At 36.3% G+C, this 18,459-nt stretch carries 18 protein-coding genes; 11 read left to right on the top strand and 7 right to left on the bottom strand.

Going from position 1 to position 18,459, the window contains the following annotated elements:
* The first annotated feature begins 77 nt into the window (after positions 1-77).
* The 7 genes from ACQWU4_RS04630 (at position 78) to ACQWU4_RS04600 (ending at position 7,997) form a co-directional block, all read left to right on the top strand.
* A complete protein-coding gene (locus ACQWU4_RS04630; protein ID WP_429934592.1) occupies positions 78-713 on the top strand; it encodes a LysE family translocator in 636 nt (211 codons plus the stop codon).
* Between the two features lie 42 nt (positions 714-755).
* Positions 756-1,628: a helix-turn-helix domain-containing protein gene (locus ACQWU4_RS04625; protein ID WP_429934591.1), complete on the top strand. Its 873-nt coding sequence runs from the start codon at positions 756-758 to the stop codon at positions 1,626-1,628.
* Between the two features lie 81 nt (positions 1,629-1,709).
* Positions 1,710-2,432, top strand: a complete 723-nt coding sequence (locus ACQWU4_RS04620; protein WP_429934590.1) for a siderophore-interacting protein — start codon at positions 1,710-1,712, stop codon at positions 2,430-2,432.
* Positions 2,433-2,574: 142 nt separating this feature from the next.
* A complete protein-coding gene (locus ACQWU4_RS04615) occupies positions 2,575-4,782 on the top strand; it encodes an McrB family protein (RefSeq protein WP_429934589.1) in 2,208 nt (735 codons plus the stop codon).
* The gene (locus ACQWU4_RS04610; RefSeq protein ID WP_429934588.1) at positions 4,779-6,035 is read left to right on the top strand and encodes an McrC family protein; all 1,257 of its coding nucleotides are present in this window, start codon (positions 4,779-4,781) and stop codon (positions 6,033-6,035) included. The genes ACQWU4_RS04615 and ACQWU4_RS04610 overlap by 4 nt, the downstream gene beginning before the upstream one ends.
* A gap of 373 nt (positions 6,036-6,408) precedes the next feature.
* Positions 6,409-7,461, top strand: coding sequence for a hypothetical protein (locus ACQWU4_RS04605; RefSeq protein WP_429934587.1), 1,053 nt, complete (start codon positions 6,409-6,411; stop codon positions 7,459-7,461).
* A gap of 17 nt (positions 7,462-7,478) precedes the next feature.
* The gene (locus ACQWU4_RS04600) at positions 7,479-7,997 is read left to right on the top strand and encodes a hypothetical protein (protein WP_429934586.1); all 519 of its coding nucleotides are present in this window, start codon (positions 7,479-7,481) and stop codon (positions 7,995-7,997) included.
* Positions 7,998-8,052: 55 nt separating this feature from the next.
* Here the strand turns inward: ACQWU4_RS04600 and ACQWU4_RS04595 are convergent, their stop codons facing one another.
* Both ACQWU4_RS04595 and ACQWU4_RS04590 read right to left on the bottom strand, forming a co-directional pair.
* Positions 8,053-8,820, bottom strand: coding sequence for a methyltransferase domain-containing protein (locus ACQWU4_RS04595; protein WP_429934585.1), 768 nt, complete (start codon positions 8,818-8,820; stop codon positions 8,053-8,055).
* Positions 8,821-9,090: 270 nt separating this feature from the next.
* Positions 9,091-9,561 (bottom strand): Lrp/AsnC family transcriptional regulator, encoded by a 471-nt coding sequence (locus ACQWU4_RS04590; protein ID WP_429934584.1) that lies wholly within the window; start codon positions 9,559-9,561, stop codon positions 9,091-9,093.
* 143 nt (positions 9,562-9,704) lie between these two features.
* On the opposite strand from ACQWU4_RS04590, the gene ACQWU4_RS04585 reads away from it, so the two are divergent.
* From ACQWU4_RS04585 to ACQWU4_RS04575, 3 genes are all read left to right on the top strand, one after another.
* Positions 9,705-11,093 (top strand): MFS transporter, encoded by a 1,389-nt coding sequence (locus ACQWU4_RS04585; protein ID WP_429934583.1) that lies wholly within the window; start codon positions 9,705-9,707, stop codon positions 11,091-11,093.
* Positions 11,094-11,117: 24 nt separating this feature from the next.
* Positions 11,118-11,912, top strand: a complete 795-nt coding sequence (locus tag ACQWU4_RS04580) for a metallophosphoesterase (RefSeq protein ID WP_429934582.1) — start codon at positions 11,118-11,120, stop codon at positions 11,910-11,912.
* 86 nt (positions 11,913-11,998) lie between these two features.
* Positions 11,999-12,553 carry a DUF2652 domain-containing protein gene (locus ACQWU4_RS04575; protein ID WP_429934581.1) on the top strand — a complete coding sequence of 185 codons (555 nt, stop codon included), beginning with the start codon at positions 11,999-12,001 and terminating at the stop codon, positions 12,551-12,553.
* Positions 12,554-12,633: 80 nt separating this feature from the next.
* Here ACQWU4_RS04575 and ACQWU4_RS04570 read toward each other — a convergent pair whose 3' ends face one another.
* Genes ACQWU4_RS04570 through ACQWU4_RS04560 form a run of 3 tightly spaced genes read right to left on the bottom strand, consistent with a single transcriptional unit; the run spans position 12,634 to position 14,065 of the window.
* Entirely contained in the window at positions 12,634-12,930 is a 297-nt protein-coding gene (locus ACQWU4_RS04570; RefSeq protein ID WP_429934580.1) for a DUF1330 domain-containing protein, read from the bottom strand.
* 17 nt (positions 12,931-12,947) lie between these two features.
* Complete coding sequence (locus ACQWU4_RS04565; RefSeq protein ID WP_429934579.1) at positions 12,948-13,391, bottom strand: hypothetical protein; 444 nt, start codon at positions 13,389-13,391, stop codon at positions 12,948-12,950.
* Positions 13,392-13,402: 11 nt separating this feature from the next.
* On the bottom strand, positions 13,403-14,065 hold the full coding sequence (locus ACQWU4_RS04560; protein ID WP_429934578.1) for a hypothetical protein: 663 nt from the start codon (positions 14,063-14,065) through the stop codon (positions 13,403-13,405).
* Between the two features lie 96 nt (positions 14,066-14,161).
* On the opposite strand from ACQWU4_RS04560, the gene ACQWU4_RS04555 reads away from it, so the two are divergent.
* Positions 14,162-15,073, top strand: a complete 912-nt coding sequence (locus tag ACQWU4_RS04555; protein WP_429934577.1) for an AraC family transcriptional regulator — start codon at positions 14,162-14,164, stop codon at positions 15,071-15,073.
* Positions 15,074-15,147: 74 nt separating this feature from the next.
* On the opposite strand, the gene ACQWU4_RS04550 is transcribed toward ACQWU4_RS04555, so the two are convergent.
* Both ACQWU4_RS04550 and metQ read right to left on the bottom strand, forming a co-directional pair.
* Positions 15,148-17,409, bottom strand: coding sequence for a glycoside hydrolase family 3 C-terminal domain-containing protein (locus tag ACQWU4_RS04550; protein ID WP_429934576.1), 2,262 nt, complete (start codon positions 17,407-17,409; stop codon positions 15,148-15,150).
* Between the two features lie 218 nt (positions 17,410-17,627).
* Positions 17,628-18,446, bottom strand: coding sequence for a methionine ABC transporter substrate-binding lipoprotein MetQ (metQ, locus tag ACQWU4_RS04545; protein WP_429934575.1), 819 nt, complete (start codon positions 18,444-18,446; stop codon positions 17,628-17,630).
* Positions 18,447-18,459: the final 13 nt, after the last annotated feature.

The following is an 18,459-nucleotide window of genomic DNA, read 5'->3' as shown; positions in this document are numbered from 1 at the left end:
TATTTGTTCAACTATTCTTCTGTACCAAAAGCATAGTATGTTTCAGTATATTCTATTTAATAAATAACTGCATAAAAATGATTCCATTTCACGAACTCTTATTTTTTGTCCTGGCTGCATTTGTTTTAGTGATAAGTCCCGGGCCTAATATGATCTATCTGATTTCAAAATCAATTACACAGGGAAAGAAATCAGGGTTAATTTCTTTGGCGGGTGTGGTATGTGGGTTTATGTTTCATATTGTCATGGTATCTTTCGGGCTAACCGCTGTATTACTGGCTGTTCCTGTAGCTTATACTGTTCTGAAAACACTGGGAACGGTTTATCTCTTATATTTAGCTTACCAGGCTATCAAACCTAATAGTAAGAATATATTTGAAGTGGATAAAAACGATCCGCATGACGGAACTAAAAAGCTTTTTACAGTTGGTTTTCTCACAAGTGCCCTGAATCCGAAAGTTGCTGTATTTTATCTATCCTTTTTTCCGCAGTTCATTAAGCCGGAATATGGTTCTGTTTTAATTCAAAGCTTTGAACTGGGAATTACTCAGGTGTTTGTAAGCTTCAGTGTTAATTTTATAATTGTACTCACAGCAGCAAGAGTGGCGGCTTTTTTTGCAGATAATCCATTTTGGGTGAAGGCTCAGAAGTGGTTTATGGCCAGTGTGCTGACCTATTTAGCTGTAAAAATGGCCTTTTCAAAAGCTAAATAAATCTGATATAGCTATTGTAATCTGTAAAACCATTTTCGAAGTATGAAAAAGGCCATTCCCACTTATGATTTAAACAGCATTACCCGGCACGGTATCCTGGTCGAAAGAATTGAAAAACGGACTACGGGTAATGAAGACAATCTTTTTGATAAAGGAGTTCACCGTGACAGCCATTATATCTTTACGTTTCTGGAAAGCGGAAGAGCTAAGATGATGGTTGATTTTAAAATGATAGAAGCTCATGACACTTCTGTTTTCTTTCTGCTGCCGGGACAGGTGCATGAGGGAATTTTAATGGAGAAAGTCAGCGGATGGTTTATTGCCGTTAAAGCAGAGCTGCTGCCTGATACTGTAAGATCAGTTTTTGAAGAATTACTGATTGATATACAGCCTGTATCTGTTGGTCATAATTGGATGGAAAAACTCAATGCCTGTGCAGGAATGCTTCAATTGTCCTGCACGGAAGAAATGTTAGGGACTAAAGAAGGATTTCTCGTTGTCCAGTCACTGATGAACGCTTTTACGGGAATGTATGCCATTATTTTTTCAGGTGAAAATAATACGGGAATATTCAATGAAAGCCGTGGCGTTCAACTGGCCAGAAAATTCAGAATTCTGGTCAGAAAACAATTTAAATCCCTGAAAAGTCCATCCGGTTATGCTGAACTTTTGAATATATCTCCGGGTTATTTAACTGAAGTTATGCGTGAAGTAACAGGAAAATCTGCACAGCACTGGATACATCAGGAAATCCTGATAGAATCAAAAAGACTTTTATCCTTTACCCAGCTTACCGTAAAAGAGATTGCTTATGAGCTGGGCTACAGCGATCATACCTACTTTTCCCGTCTTTTTTCCAAAGCTGAAGGCTTTCCGCCATCAGAATTCCGGAACAAAAACAGGAACAGACAGTAAACCACGAATTGTCCAATCATTTCCCTGATACGGCTATCGGTCTGTTTTTATTTTGAAGCTTCCTTTGCATTAAAATTATTTATGCCAAGTTTACCAAAATGGATCAATGACACTCTAGAAAATGTCATGTCCTCAAAATTTAAAGAATGTACCGTTATCCATACAGAAACGATTTCAAAGGATCTTCGCCTTATCCGTTTTGCTTCCGATCTGCAGGACATTTACTTTGAACCTGCCTATGCCATCGGAATGAGAGTAAATGAAAGAGATTACCGCAACTACTCACCATTTAATTTCAATAAGCATACAGGAACTTTTGATGTGATATTCCACCTTCATGATACAGATTCTGTAGGAAGCGGTTTTGCAGGCAGCCTTTCCAAAGGAGATACGACAAAAATATTAATGCCGAGAGGAAAGCGCTTTTTTGAACCCAATGCAGAGATCCATTTCTCGATAGGTGATGAAACCTCGCTGGGAAGTTCCCTTTCCATCAAGGAAGCTGCTGAAGATGCAGATGCTTCATTTGTGTGCCTTCATCAAATGGAAGATTCTTCTGTGTTGAAAGAATTAGAGCTTTACGGTTATTACGCCCCCAAAAATGATATCCAGAACATTATGGAGGCTTTAAATGATTTTTTGAAAGAAGAAAAGCAGGTTATCTATAATAATGAAGCAGTTTTTTATCTTACAGGAAACGGAAATACAATGTCTGTAATCCGGAAGTTTCTTAAAGCAAAGGGCGTGAATGCTAAGTGTATCAGGTCGCAGGCGTATTGGATAGAGGGAAAGAAAGGACTATAAGATTGGCTCATTTACAAATGAAATTTCAGAGAATGATATATTGAGGTTTGTTGAAGAATATAGAGTTTTTATTAAAAAAAATACGTTTTCCCGTAATGGGGACATTTAGAATTTTTCTTATCATTGTAGCGAAAACTTTAACATGATTATGACACTTCAGGAAACTTATAACTATTTTGCCTCTACCTCCAATGTGGAAAATTCAGAATGGTATCAGTCTTTAAAGAAATATTCCGAATTACTTCAGGAAATCAGGCAAAAAGCAAAGCAAAATTTCTACAATTCATATAATGATCTAAATAATGATTATAAAAGCCTGGCGAATGATTCTAACGATGATTTTTTAGACAGATACATTTTTAGAAAAAATAATGGTTTGTCAGAAATATCTCAGCAGTTAGTTACATTAAAAAGAAGAGGCGAAATGACAGCAGAAGTAAATGCAAATATTTCGTTCCCTGCTTTAAATGATATTCTGAAAGAAGATGATATCAAGAAATGCTTGACCATGATTTGTGAATTTATCGATCAAAATAAGTGGACGGTAGCTAATCGCTTTTTGAGAGCATTATTTCCCACTCATTTCACATCAATAGACTCCTATAATCATTTTGAACTGCTAAAGAGAAAGCTGAAAAAAGATTTTAATATCAATATTAATACTCAGTCTGTTATTGATAAAAATGAGCAGGCTATATCATTGATAGAGTTTGATGATATTTATAAAGCACAGATTTTTTTCTGGATGCTGAAAAGCAATGAAATTTCACAGCTGTCAAAATTATCAGATAATACAATAGCTACAAATGAAATGAAAGAAAAATTCCCAATCAATCAGATTCTTTATGGGCCTCCGGGAACAGGAAAAACATATCATACAATTAATAAGGCAATTGAAATTATAAATCCGGATTTTGATTTTTCTCAGCCAAGAACAGAGATAAAAAAAGAGTTTAAAAATCTAATAGATGGAGAACAAATTGTTTTTACCACTTTTCACCAAAGCATGTCATATGAAGACTTTATTGAAGGTATAAAACCTGAGACTGTAGAAGATAATGAAGGGAATAAACATATCATTTACGATATCAAGGATGGACTTTTTAAACAAATTAATGATAAAGCAAAAAATAACTGGTTAAGCTCAATGTCGGATGATGCTACGAGGCTGTCATTTGATGAGGCCTTTTCTAAACTGAAAGAAGAATGGGACGAAGATAACAGGATTTTATTTCCGTTAACCAGGGAAGGATACGATTTTACGATTCTTGGATTTACAGAAAAGTCAATAAAATTTAAAAAATCAAATGGAGGAACCGGGCATACACTAAGCATTAATACCCTAAGTGATCTATATTATGAAAAGCGCGAAGAAAGTAGAACAGGAGTAGGAATCTATTATCCTTCTATTATCCGGAAATTATTATCATATTCTTCGGATACCACCAAAAAACAGGATTTACAAAATTATGTTCTTATCATTGATGAGATCAACAGAGGGAATGTTTCCCAGATCTTTGGCGAGCTCATCACCCTTATTGAAGAGGATAAAAGGCTGGGAAATGCAGAATCCTTAGAAATAACATTGCCATACAGCAAAGAAAAATTCGGAGTGTCTCCCAATCTATACATTATCGGGACAATGAATACAGCTGACCGAAGTGTAGAAGCATTGGACACAGCTTTGAGAAGAAGGTTTTCCTTTGAAGAAATGCCACCTAAGCCGGAGTTATTGAAATCTCCATCCGACCTCATTGAAGACCTCTTTTGGGATTATAAAGAATATCCCTGGAAAGATAAGGTATATGAACCAAAGGAAAAAGAATTGTTTGATTATTTGGGAGCACCAGAAGAATTATGGGGTAGCAGGGAAAGGATTTGGGGAATAATGAATAAAGATAAGAATAATAATAATTTAAAAAATGGAACCTATTTTTCAGAATTTGTATTTAAAAAGATTGATCTAAAAAAACTATTGATAACGATTAATAGCAGAATTGAAAAACTTCTGGATAAAGACCATTCCATAGGTCACGCCTATTTCATAGGAAAAGATGATGAAACAATCATTGATTCCTTTTATAAAAATATAATTCCGCTGCTGCAGGAATATTTCTTCGGAGACTATGGTAAAATAGGTTTGGTATTAGGAAAAGGGTTTGTAAAACTGAAACAAAACAGATCATCGGTTTTTGCAGATTTCGATTATCAGAATGATTATTCAGAAAGAGAATCCTACGAAATTATAGACTATAGAAACCCGGATCTTGACTATCAACTGGAAGGCAGCGGAATTAAAATGGATTTTAAAAAAGCCATAATGTTGTTAATGAATCAGCCTGTTCAATGAGTTCCCCAAAAGCTATCGTAGTTTTCGAACATGAAAGAATGACTTTTGATCTCAATAATCAAGAAGAAAAAGCCCTGTATGATGCATTGGTAAAATATTATGGAGATTATACCCCATTTTTTAAACTGATAAGAAATGGAGTTCAATTCAACCAGAATGTTGGTGTTATAAGAATAGGGGATACTACTATTGAAGTATTGCCAAAAGCGGATAACAATGACAAAGATACCTGGAGACGGTTGTTAATAGACATGATTAAAACCATATGGGGATTTGAAGTTAGAGTTTCCGGCAGTGCAGATCTAAAGCTGAAAAGCAATTCAATTTTAGACCTGTATTTTGAGCTGTATATCAAAGAATTGGAATATTTACTTCATCGTGGTCTTATTAAAAGATATAATAAGAAAGAGGGAAACCTGTACGCTTTAAAAGGATCCCTGCAGTTTTCAAAGCATATATCACAAAATCTGGTACATAAAGAAAGGTTTTATGTGAAATACCCAAACTATGATGTGAATCATCAGATACACTGCATCTTATACAAAGCATTAAAGCTTGTTTATCAGACCAATAATAAGCCGGATTTGAACAGCAGGATAGGTGCTGTGCTTTTGAATTTTCCTGAAATGAATGATATTAAAATCACAGAATCTACTTTTGATAAATTAGTATATGACAGGAAGAATCTGCATTATGAGAAAGCCCTTCAAATTGCTAAATTACTTTTACTGAACTATCATCCGGACGTCTCAAAAGGAAAGAATAATGTACTTGCATTAATGTTTGACATGAACCGTTTATGGGAACAGTTCGTATACGTGGTTTTAAAGAAGGATCTTAAAGTGGATGGCTTTAAAGTAAAATCTCAGGTATCAAAAGAATTCTGGAGATCAGAAACCGGAACCAAAAGCAGAATGAAGCCCGATATTGTTTTAGAATCACTGAATAATTCTATTGTTCTTGATACAAAGTGGAAGAACTTATATGAGAAAGGTCCTTCCCCTGAAGATTTAAGGCAGATGTATGCTTACCATCATTATTATAAAGCCTCAAAAACAGCCCTGGTTTACCCCGGGGAAGAAGGAAAATTGATTAAAGGAAAATATATTGCCTTAGAAAATCATGAAAATTTATCCGACAATACCTGTGGAATTGCTTTTATATCAACCCATAAAAATATAAAGGAATGGAAAAAGAATATTGTATCATTTGTAAGAGAAAACTTCCTTGATTATCATGAAAATATTGGCTGATAAGCTCAGGCATAGTATGGAGATTGAAGCAGAGAAGCTGGACTGAATGGGATAAAATAGATTTTGGAAAACAAACAATTATTGATTATAATTTTAAAAAGATGCATTCAAAGAATGCATCTTTTTTATTTACACAAAAGCACTCATTCAAAATTTACAAAATAGCTGATTCTGCAAAAAAAATATTTTTTTAAACAGTTGTTTAAATTCTTGTTATCCTGCTATTTAAGGGTGTTTAACTCAAATAATCCTGCCCTGAATAAGCAGGTGAACTGAAATTTTGGTATGCAAATTGTTCTTAAGGGGATGTATTCAAATAAACATATTTTTCTTCTTAAAATATGTAAAATACGTTAATTTATTATAAAATCATATGAATAATTTAGATTATGATACTGTTAATAAGAAATTCATTTTCTTGTTAATGGTTCTTTTTTACGGTATTGCGAACGCGCAATGTACAGCTTACACAGGCCAGGCAATGAATCCCGGCGGAACTTATTGTCTTACTGGAAATCTTACTTTGGTTAATGATATCACTATTCCGCAGGATGCAACTTTGATTATAGAACCTGGCGGAGAATTTATTGTAAAAGGGGTTACAGTAAAAGGTAATCTGGAGATCAGAGATGCTGCCAGTGTAAAATCTGAGGGCTCAATCATAATCGGGGGGTTTGGAACTCAGAAAAATTCAAAAGTAAAGCTGGGAACAAAAGCATACCTTTCCCTTACCGGTTCGGTTTCCCAGGAAGACCCTTCGTTCATGGGAATATATCCGGGAGCCACTTCTACTATTGATATGGGGACGTACAGTGTTGTAGAAATATGTGGAACTTTCAGCCAGCAGTCTGTTACCTATCCTTTTGTAAACTATATTGGAACTCCTTTGGGAAAAGCCTACTGTATTGCCAAAGCTCAGGTAAGCGGAGGCGGAAGCTCTATACTCAGTAATGATAGCCAGATCATAGCCATTGCGATGGATACGGTTACAGGACTTGCTCCCGGAAATGCCGGTTTCTGCGGGCCAAACGCTACCAAAGCTATGTGTCCGGCCTTATGGCCTTCAGGTCTTCCGGATGATAAGCGGGTTTGCGGGTTTGCGGATGAAATTGTGAATGAGTTGGATGATTACTGTACCAAACCGGGCACTTCAGGAACACCGGACGGTTATACTAAAATGGGGATCACTGTACAGCAGAAAACAGGTAGCTGGCCTGAGAATATTCCTAATGGATTTCTGGCATTGGAATCAAAAACTAAAGGATTTGTTATTACCAGGGTAAAGCATGTGAGCCAGACTCCTCAGCCGGAAGATGCTGTTGCAGAACCGAAAGAAGGAATGCTGGTGTATGATATTCAGGACCGTTGCGTAAAATTATACAACGGGAACGAATGGAAATGTATTGAAAGAAGTTGTAACGATTAACCTAATTTGTAAATAAAATGAAACACATAAAAAGCATAAGCACTATCCTGATATTATTTATTTCCAATTCTTTCTATACTCAGGTAGCTATAGGCAAAGAAGTGATTGACGGCAAAAGTACAGTGCTGGATTTCAACAATACCTCTGCAAATACAAAAGGTATTATTCTTCCTGCAACACAAGGGCTTCCTGCAGGCAGTAACCTGGCAAACGGAACATTTATTTTTGACCAATCTGATGATAAAGTAAAGGTTTACGAAAATAATGCATGGAAATCACTCAGTGATAAAGGAAATTCATCTGCAGTTTCCGGTAATACTTCCGATGAAACGGGGAACGGGGTAGTAATTGGCGCTCATGAAGGCAGTCCGGATGGAGTGCTTGTCCTTGAATCACCGGATAAAGCCATGATCCTTCCCAAAATATCTTCGCCGCACCTCAATGTCAAAAATCCGTATCCCGGAATGATTTGTTATGATACAGACAGTAAAACTTTTGCTGTTTTTGACGGAACAGTCTGGAATTATTGGAAATAATAACAATATAAGCATTGTAAAAAAGGCCCTGCATCAATAATAAGCTGGGCCTTTTTTATTTTTTCCTTCCGTACATAAGAATTCTTTTAAAGGCATAAATAGCAGGAAGTTTTGGGAATTTTGTTTCAATACGCTGTTTAAATTCTGCCGTAAAGGCTTTCTGCTGTTCCCCATTAAGTTTTTCCAGGTAAGGAATCAGAGCTGATCCTGAAATGAAATTATACAAAGTTTCGTGATCTTCGGCAATGATAGGATAAACCTTCTGCGATAAATTCAGATCTTCAATACCGTTATCAAACAGTATTTGGGCATATTCATCGATTGTAAGTACTGCAGACGGACGGTTCCAGCCATTCAGCTGTGTTTGGAAAGGTTCTTCATCCGCCAGTTCAAAAAGAATCCTGTTCAGTATATTTCCGGGCTGGTAAGGCATTTGTATCGCCAGTTGGCCACCGGAATTCAGTTTGGAAATCAGTTTTGGAAACAGTTGTTGGTGATCATCAGACCATTGCAGAGCTGCATTACTGAAGATAAGATCCCAGTTTTCATCAGCATTTAACATTTCTTCTGTTGCAGCAAGTCTGAAATGAAGACGATTATTTTCCAGTGTCTTTGATTTTTCAAGCATTTCAGGAGATGAATCAATTCCTGTAAACGTAGCATGAGTTAGCTTTTCGGTAAGTATGGCCGTCTGTTCGCCTGTTCCACATCCAAGGTCTACAGCTTTCATATCTTTTTCATCGGTAATAAGCTCCGCAAGATCATAAAACGGCTTAAAGCGGATATTTTTAAATTGATTGTAAACATCAGGATTCCAAGGCATATTCTGTGATTTTAAATGTGACTTCAATTTAGTAATTCCGATACAAAATGCTGAAAATAAAATGATAAAATATTCTTAAAATGTCCTGACTTCTTGATAAAGAAGAATAAATTCTCTCGCAGATTTAGCAGATTACGCAGATCTTTATATTGTTAAATGCTAATTAAAATATATAAAATAATCAAAATTATCTTCATTTTGATATACACAAACATCTGCGCAATCTGCTAAATCTGCGAGAGATAAAAAATATCAAGGATTATTGCCGGCTTACAAAATCTGCACACTCTCCTTAATACTGTTCATCACAAAAATACTTTTCGTTTGCCCGATTCCCTCAATTTCAGAAAGCTTATTGACAAAAAAATCATGAAAATCATCCATATTCGAGGCAAGAATTTTAAGCATAAAATCAAAATCCCCGCTGATGTTGTAAAATTCAACAACTTCTTTCAGTTTTCCGACCTCTTCAATGAATTTCCCTGCTGTCTTTTTGTTATGAACATTCAGGGCAATCATGCAGATGACCATCATGCCTTTATTAACTTTTTTGCGGTCTACTACAGCTGTATATTCCTTGATAATTCCAAGCTTTTCCATTCGTTTCATTCGCTCATGGGTAGGAGTGGGGCTTAGATTGATCCTTGCAGAAATATCACGTACACTCATTTTGGCGTCCTTTTGAAGCAAGCGCAGGATAGAAAGATCTTTTTCGTCGGGAGTATATTGTTCGGCAGTCATTTGTTCTGTTTTTAGGCTTGTTATTAATTGTGATAGATTATTTGTTCTTTTATATTCTGTTTATGTGTAAATATGTTCCAAATTTAATGTATAATTTTTATATATGTTCTTTTAAAATTAATTTTGCAGGAAATTTGAACATTATGAGTGCAAGGAAAAATTTAATATTAATATTAGCATCGGTAGGAACTTTTGTAGAGGCTTTGGATATTGCCATTATTAATTTAACGATTCCTTCTATTCAGGAACAGTTTCATATCGGAGCAGAGACAGTGCAGTGGCTTCAAACCCTGTATGTATTATTTTTCGGAGGCTTCCTGATTATTGGAGGTAAACTTTCGGATCAGATCGGACGGAAAAAAATATTCCTTATCGGGGCTTTGATTTTTATGCTGACATCTTTAGGAGCGGGACTTTCGCAGAGCTTTGAAGTCTTGGCAATCTTCCGGGCTCTTCAGGGATTGGGAGCTGCATTGATTATGCCCTCTGCATTATCCATTGTGACCAACACATTCAAAGGGGAGCAGGAACGTAACCGCGCCATTGGAATTTTCAGCTCATTTGCTGCGATTGGCTCAGGAAGCGGACTTTCAGTAGGTGGGATTATCAGTACTTATCTCAGTTGGCACTGGGTTTTCCTGATTAATGTTCCTATTCTTTTAATCACCTTGATTTTTGCCTATCAGCACCTTCCTGCGGATGAAAAAAATGAAGCCGGTCAGAAAACAGATCTTATATCAGGAATACTACTTGTATTAGGGCTGTTGAGTCTTACCTACGGAACACATGAATTGGTTCATGTAAAAGAAAATCCGTTGATGATTGTAGGTTCTCTGGTACTTTCTGTCCTGCTTTTGGTTACTGTATTCATCAGGTTGAAATCTGTAGCCCAGCCACTGATTGATTTACAGATGTTTAAGCACAGATCTTTGATGATTTCTAATATTGTTTTCATTACATTGGGGGCCTTTTTTATAGGATTTTTATTTCTGATTTCATTAATGCTTCAGAAAGATATGGGATATAGTGCAGCTTCTGCCGGACTGATGCTCGTACCGTTCAGTATCATGTCAGCACTGGCCGCAAAATTTGTATTGCCTCATATTTCTAAGAGATTGAGTTCTTCCCAAATGGGTGTATTCGGCTGGAGTTTTATGCTGGCTGGAGCTTTATCCTTACTGATTGCGGTTTATACAGGCCATCCGCTAGCTGTGGTATTATTGGGAGCTGCCTGTATTTCAGGAATAGGAATGACATTCTGTTTTACAGCGCTTTCTGTGATGGGAATTCAGGATGTAGAACCTTCACATTACGGAGTTGCATCCAGTTTAAGCTCTACGAGTTACTTTCTGGGAGCGGGAATCGGTCTTTCTTTCATGACTTTAATGAGCCAAATCTTCCCTTCACAATATGCAGTGGGAGATTTAAGCTTGATAATATTAATTGGATATGCTTTATTAGCCCTTGGAATGTTGTTATATTTCATTATTAAAAGTATAAAGATTGGAAAAGCTGAAATAGCTGTTTCATGAACGGATTAAAAATATACAGACTATATGAAAAAGGAATCGGCATTATATGTCGGTTCTTTTTATTTTAGCAGAATGAAAATACAGATTATCAGTGACCTTCACCAGGAATTCGGTTCTACGGATTTATTTTTTGATCATGCAGATGTTGTGGTGTTTGCCGGAGATATTAATCTGGGAATAAAAGGAATTGAGTGGATCAAATCAAAAATCATAGGAAAGCCTGTGATTTATGTTCTGGGAAATCACGAATATTATAAAGGTTCTTATCCGAAAACTTTAAACAAAATCAGGCAGGCTGCTGAAAACTCAAATGTCTTTGTCCTTGAAAATGAAGCTGTAGATATTGACGGCATCCGTTTTCACGGAGCTACACTCTGGACGGACTTTTCTATTTTCGGAAACCCATTGCATTACGGAATGATCTGTCAGCCTAAAATGAACGATTACAAAAAAATCACAAGAGATCCGTCTTATTCAAAATTAAGGACCATTGATACCTTTAAAATTCATCAGCTTTCAAAGTTTTGGTTAAAGGAAAGTCTTGAAAGCTCTGCAGGCTTAAAGAATATTGTGGTTACGCATCATGCACCGAGCATCCGGTCTGTTCCGGAACATTACAAAGAAGATCCTGTAACTTCTGCTTATGCATCCAATCTGGAAGATTTTATTTCAGAACATAAGCCTTTATACTGGATTCACGGACATATTCATACACCATGCAGATACAGAATCAGTGAAACTGAAATTATCTGCAATCCCCACGGTTATATTGATGAGAAATATAATGGTTATGAAAAGGAATTAATTGTTGAAATATAATGAGAACATTTTTTCTGTTTTCTTCATAAAGTAAAAGTGATCTTTCTTCGTCTATGATAATGAAAAGGTTTTTAAATGATCTTATTATGAAGAATACAAATATACATGAGGGTATTATTCTTATTCCTGATTTCAGCGGGTTTACTGAATTTGTGTTCAATACAAAACTTTACACCGGAGAATATATTGTAAGACAACTATTATCTACACTGATTGATGTGAACGATCAGTATTTTGAAATTTCAGAGATTGAAGGTGATGCTATTTTATTTTACAGATATGACAGCCATCCGTCTTATCAGAATATTTCAATAATGCTTTGGAAAATGCGGAATGCTTTTAATCAAAAGATTAAAGAGCTGGAAAAAGAACTAAGCATTTCTATTGACATGTCGCTGAAATTTATTGTCCATTATGGGAAATTTTCACAGTACAGTATCGGAAATTTTAAAAAGCTTTATGGAAAAACAATAGTGGAAGCCCATCAGATGCTTAAAAACGGATTTGCAGAACAGCCTTCTTATGCCTTGTTCAGTAATTCCTTTTTAGAAAATACAATAAACAGAAAGCCGGAATTTAATGTACCTGAATATCATCTGTCTGAAGTAGGAATGATTCATTATTTTGAAAGTGTCAGCTAGCCTGCGGTTTCAAAAAAATTGCAGCATCAAAAAAGATACTGCAATTATATCACCTCTGACTTGTAACTGATAACTTAAAATTACCAGTTTACTCCGTCAACCAAAATCCCGTTTCCTTCAGAATTGGCTAAACGAAGCTCTTTTAATTCTCTGTAGTCTTCAGAATCATAGAACTCCTGAGCTCTTTCAAAACTTGGAAATTCTATGATGATCAGTTCTTTGGGTTTCCATTCCCCTTCATAGGCTTCGATTTTTCCGGCGACGACGATATATTTTCCGCTGTATTGCTCTACCAGGCTTGTTACTTCTGCTCTGTGTCTGTCAATTGCTTCCTGATTAAGGACTTTAATGTTTTCAAAAATGAAAAATGCACTCATAATTTTTTGTTTTTATATTATTTTAAAAGAATGATTTCGGAAAAATTGATGTTGTATAAATTGTTCTGCAGAATGGTCTCTATTGCAGATCTGTCAAGTTCCAGATATTCAGTCTGATGCATTTGAAACTGTGCAATGATAATTCCCATGGCGGTATAAAGCTGACTGAATTTCCAGTGAATGAATTCTACTTCATCATTGAGCTTCGATAGCCGGAATTTTAAAAAATCCTCACGTTCCTGAACGCTGGGAATATTAATATATTCACGGGTTTCTTTAAGATATGATTTCAACTGATCCCTGTCATAGTCCGGTTTGATGTAAAACCCTAACGCTATTTCGTATCCTTCAGGGTCAGATTTTGGCTGTATTAATCCGTAATCAACATATAAACAGGAAAACGGACGGTTATGTTCAGGGAAATGCTGTGACAGCCACGCATCGATTTTTGTTTTATCCATAGGTATGATATTTAGTATATAAGAACTCCGACAAAAGCACCGTAATTTCCCTGATATATGCCTTCTTTGCCCATAATTCGCATATTGACGGCAGGCCCGAACCTGAAATTTTTATACTGAAGGCCTAAACGGGAATTGATATAGGTAAAATCATGGTTTCCATTCTTTTCAAGATAAGACGTGGCCGACTGAATACTGAAATAAGGTTCAAATTTTCTGTTTTTTGTGCCTCTGTACTCAAACAAAGCAAACAGTTCGCCTACACCGTCTTTATGCAGCTCAATGCTTGGCTGGACAATAAGAGAGATATTCTGTGTGTTGTAGAGATAAGATAAAGCCAGAAGTGGTTTAAAACCATTGAATGTTTTTAAATTGGCACCCAGACCCATATTAAAACCTTTAACTGGCTCATAGTAAGCAATCGCCTGAACAATATAAATGCTGGGATTCTCCTTTTTATAATCCACTTCATAATTGGTCAGATTGAAAAAATTGAACTTACTGTTCGGGCTGAATTTTTTGGCAATAATAGACTGAAACATTCCCCAGCGGTTACCAGCCATGGCTTCCAGAAGAACAGGCTCGGGTACAGGATAATTTTCATCATGGAACTGCGCTTTTACAAGCTGGCCGGATAGCATCCAGAACATCAGAAAGTATAATACCTTTTTCATTTGTTTAAATTTCTGATGCAAAATTATATTTCTAGTAACCTTATTTAGGTATTACTTTTTTGGTAAAAAGTATAAAAAATGATGTATTTTTGAAAAATGGAACCGAATGACGTTTATTATATTGAGGGAGTGAAAGATTTTCTGAAAGCAATGAATTTGTCTCATTTTCAGAAGCATCCGTCTTTTCATATTCTGAAATTTGAAGACCACTTCCAAGAGATGCCAAAGAAAGTAAATCTTCATTCCCATAACTATTTTGAGATCAGTTTTGTGACGCATTCCAGTAAAGGAAGCGCAAGGCTTAAAATAGAGGATACTACTTTTCAGCCAAAGGAAAACAGTTTGACTTTTGTGGCTCCCGGCCAGAAAACATACGTGGAAGTGGAAGGCAGTATACAGGACGGAAAAGGATTTCTGCTGGTTTTTACAGCTGACTTTCTGCAGGACATTTCCTCTGATTTTAAACTGATCAAGAATTTTCCTTTCTTTAATGTACAGGTTTCACCCATTTATTACCTGGATGCGGAATATTATAACCGGTTTTTGCAGCTGATGAATACGATGTATGACAAATTCAATTTAAATGAATCTGTACAGTTCGATATCATCATGCATTATCTACATATTCTTCTTCTGGAAATACTGAATCTGGCCAATCATAATAAAAACACATATAATAGCAGGGCTGAAGAAGTCTCATTTCTTTTTGAAAATTTACTGAAACAGACCCCTGAAAAGCACCAGCCTATCCGGTTTTATGCAGACAAACTTCATGTAAGCTCTGTATATCTTTCCGAATGTGTGAAAAAAGTGACGAAACTGACCGTAAAGCAGCTGATTGATAAATATATTATTATGGAAGCTAAATCCCTTCTTGAATTTTCAGACTTAAATATTGGAGAAATAGCACATCAATTAGGTTTTGGGGAAAGATCAAATTTTATCAATTATTTTAAAACCCATACCCAATTAACTCCCAGACAGTTTCAAAAGAATCAAACAGACTGATTAAAAGAAATTGTCTGAAAATAAAAAAGAACCCAATCAGATGGGTTCTTTTTTAATTATATGACTCAATGAATTTATTTCAGTGTAAATTTTACCTTTGTTTTAATCGCATCAGAAGAATTTCCGATCTGAGCTTCAAAATCTCCCGGTTCAGCCGTCCATTCATGTTTATCTGCATCAAAATAGCTTAATGCTGATTTATCGATGGTGAAAGTCACATCCTTCTGTTCACCGGGATTTAAAAATACTTTTTCAAACCCTTTCAGCTCCTTTTCAGGACGTGGTACAGAAGCTTTCAGATCGCTGATGTAAAGCTGGGCTACTTCAGCACCTGCCTTCTTACCCGTATTTTTTACAGTCACAGTGAAAGTGATCTTATCATCAGAAGTCATGGTCGTTTTGTCAGCTTTTGCCTTTCCGAATTCAAATGTTGTATAACTCAAACCATGTCCGAAACTGAATAAAGGTTTTATCTTTTTGGTATCATGCCAACGATAACCCACAAAAATACTTTCATTATAAGTAATATTGATAGGATTTTTCTGGTCTTTACCTTTTCCGGCTGCCAGTTCGTCTTTCTGTCCCGGATATTCTCCCAGCTGATGTGCTGAATTGTCTTCAAGTTTCATCGGGAAAGTAAACGGTAGTTTGCCGGAAGGATTTGTATCACCTGCTAAAACCGAGGCAATAGAATTTCCGGCTTCAGAGCCTAAATACCATGACTGCAATACAGAAGGAACCTCTTTGATCCAAGGCATTGCCACTGCATTCCCGGAAACCAAAACTACAGCAAGGTTTTTATTGGCTTTCGCCAGTGCAGAAATCACGTTATCCTGATTGTAAGGTAGTCCGTAGCTTTTTCTGTCATTACCTTCACTGTCCTGAAAGTCAGATTTATTCAGGCCGCCTACGAAAATAACATAGTCTGAATTTTTGGCTAATTCTACAGCTTCATTGAGTAATTCTGCTGCAGAACGTTCATCTTTCAGGTCCTGCCCGGATTTAACCCCGTTATATTCGCCGCCGATATCACCTACATAGCCTCTTGCATATTGTACATCAGCTTGTTTTCCGAATCTCGCTTTGATTCCATCCAACGGAAGGGTTTCATATTTTACTTTTAAAGATGAAGATCCGCCACCAACTGTCATGATTTTAATGGCATTTTCACCGATAACTGCAATTTTTTTAGCCTTATTAATATCAATCGGAAGAACATTTCCCTGATTTTTCAACAGGACAATTCCTTCTTCCCCAATCTCTTTTGCTACAGCTTTATGCTCCTCAGAAGCAATATTTCCGAAAGGCTTGTTCCTGTTCATCGTTGTTTTGTAAGCCAGACGAAGCAATCTTGTTACCTTATCATCAAGTTCCTGTGTTCCTACTTTTCCGGCTTTGATAAGGTCTAAATAAGGCTTTGCTAAATAATAATTATCATAAGCATTTTTAGTTCCGGCAGAAAGCCCGTTCGTCCAGCTTCCGAATTCAAGGTCTAGTCCGTTGTGGATGGCCTGTTCCGTATTATTTACTGCACCCCAGTCGGATACGACAACTCCTTTATAGTTCCATTCTTTTTTCAGAATATCATTTAAAAGATATTGGTTTTGGCTCGCATACTGGTTTTTATACATATCATAAGCACCCATGATAGTCCAGGAATCTCCTTCAGTTACCGCTGCTTTGAATGGAGGTAAATATATTTCATAAAGTGCCCTGTCATCAACATTCACATTGCTTGTATGACGGAACATTTCCTGATTATTCAAAGCAAAATGTTTTACAGAAGTTGCTACCCCGTTCGATTGTACGCCTTTTATGTAGGGAACCACCATTTTTGAAGTCAAATAGGGATCTTCACCCATATATTCGAAATTTCTTCCGTTCAGTGGTGTCCTGTAAATATTGACACCGGGTCCCAGAAGGATATCTTTTTTCCTGTATCGGGCCTCTTCACCCAGAGCTTTTCCATAATTCCAGGACATTTTTTTGTTCCATGTTGCAGAAAGTGCTGTAAGGGCAGGGTAGGCAATAATAGAGTCATTCGTCCATCCAGCCTGATCCCATTCATCCCACATTACCTCAGGGCGCACTCCGTGAGGACCGTCTGTAGTCCAGAATTCAGGAATCCCCAGTCTTGGAACTCCCGGTGAGCTGAATTTCGACTGTGCATGCAGCATAGCCACTTTTTCTTCCAGTGTCATCCTTGAAAGAGCATCCTGAATACGTTGCTCCACTGGTTTGGATTCATCTAAATAAACAGGTTGGGTATTAGTCTGAGCCATATAGGAAGCAGCAATAAAGGTGAATAAACTTACAATGGCGGTTTTCTTGAACATAAAATGCCTTTTTATTGATTAATAGCAAAAGTAAGTAAAATTTTTATTATCTCAAATTGAGAAAATAAATTTAATCAATAAAAAGAGAATTAAATATTGATATTTTATAGTTCAGGATATAAGCTATCAGGATAAGGAGTTTTATGAAAGTTGATATTTATTGGCTGAAATTTAAAATTCTGTATCCAACTCATCATTTATCATTCATCACTTATCATTTATTTCTGGTCTTCCCATCCCTTCACAGCACCACTTTTAAAGATCTCTTCGGCTTTTTTTGCCACTTCATCAGACTGATAGGCTTTTACAAAGTTTTTGACTTTAGCTGAATTTTTATTCTCATGGGTAGCAACAATGACATTGACATATGGTGAATCTTTATCTTCTTTAAAAACACCTTGCTTATCCGCATCCAATTCGGCCTGTGATGCAAAATTGTTATTGATTACCGCGATAGTTACTTCTTTATCATCAAGGACTCTTGGAAGTTGTGGTGCTTCGATTTCAAGGATTTTCAGCTGTTTCGGATTTTCGGTGATGTCTGTAACTTTTGGTAATAACCCTGTTCCTTCTTTTAATTTTAAAAGACCATTTTTTTGAAGCAGAAGCAATGACCGTCCTTCATTGGTAGGGTCATTGGGAATCACAATAGTGCTTCCGTTCTGTAGCTGGCTGATATTTCTTATCTTTTTTGAATAAGCAACAATAGGGTAGACAAAAGTATTCCCCACTACAGCTAATTTGTATCCACGTTGCTTCGACTGTTCATTCAGATAAGGGACATGCTGGAAAGCATTGGCTTCAATATCTCCGTTGTTTAAAGCCTCATTCGGAACTACATAATCATTAAAGGGAATAAGTTCCACATCCAGATTATATTTTTCTTTTGCTACTTTTTGGGCAGCTACTGCAATTTCCATTTCCGGACCATAGGTAATTCCTACTACAATGTGATTCGGGTCATTTTTCTTTCCTGAACAGGCTGTGAATATAAGAAGTACAACTGTTAAAAGGCCTGTGATTTTTATCTTTTTCATTAGAATTTTTGTT

Origin of the sequence: Chryseobacterium sp. MIQD13 (genome assembly GCF_050496705.1) — a bacterium.
In the GTDB taxonomy this organism is placed as follows: domain Bacteria; phylum Bacteroidota; class Bacteroidia; order Flavobacteriales; family Weeksellaceae; genus Chryseobacterium.
This window is presented reverse-complemented; position numbering and strand designations above follow the sequence as displayed.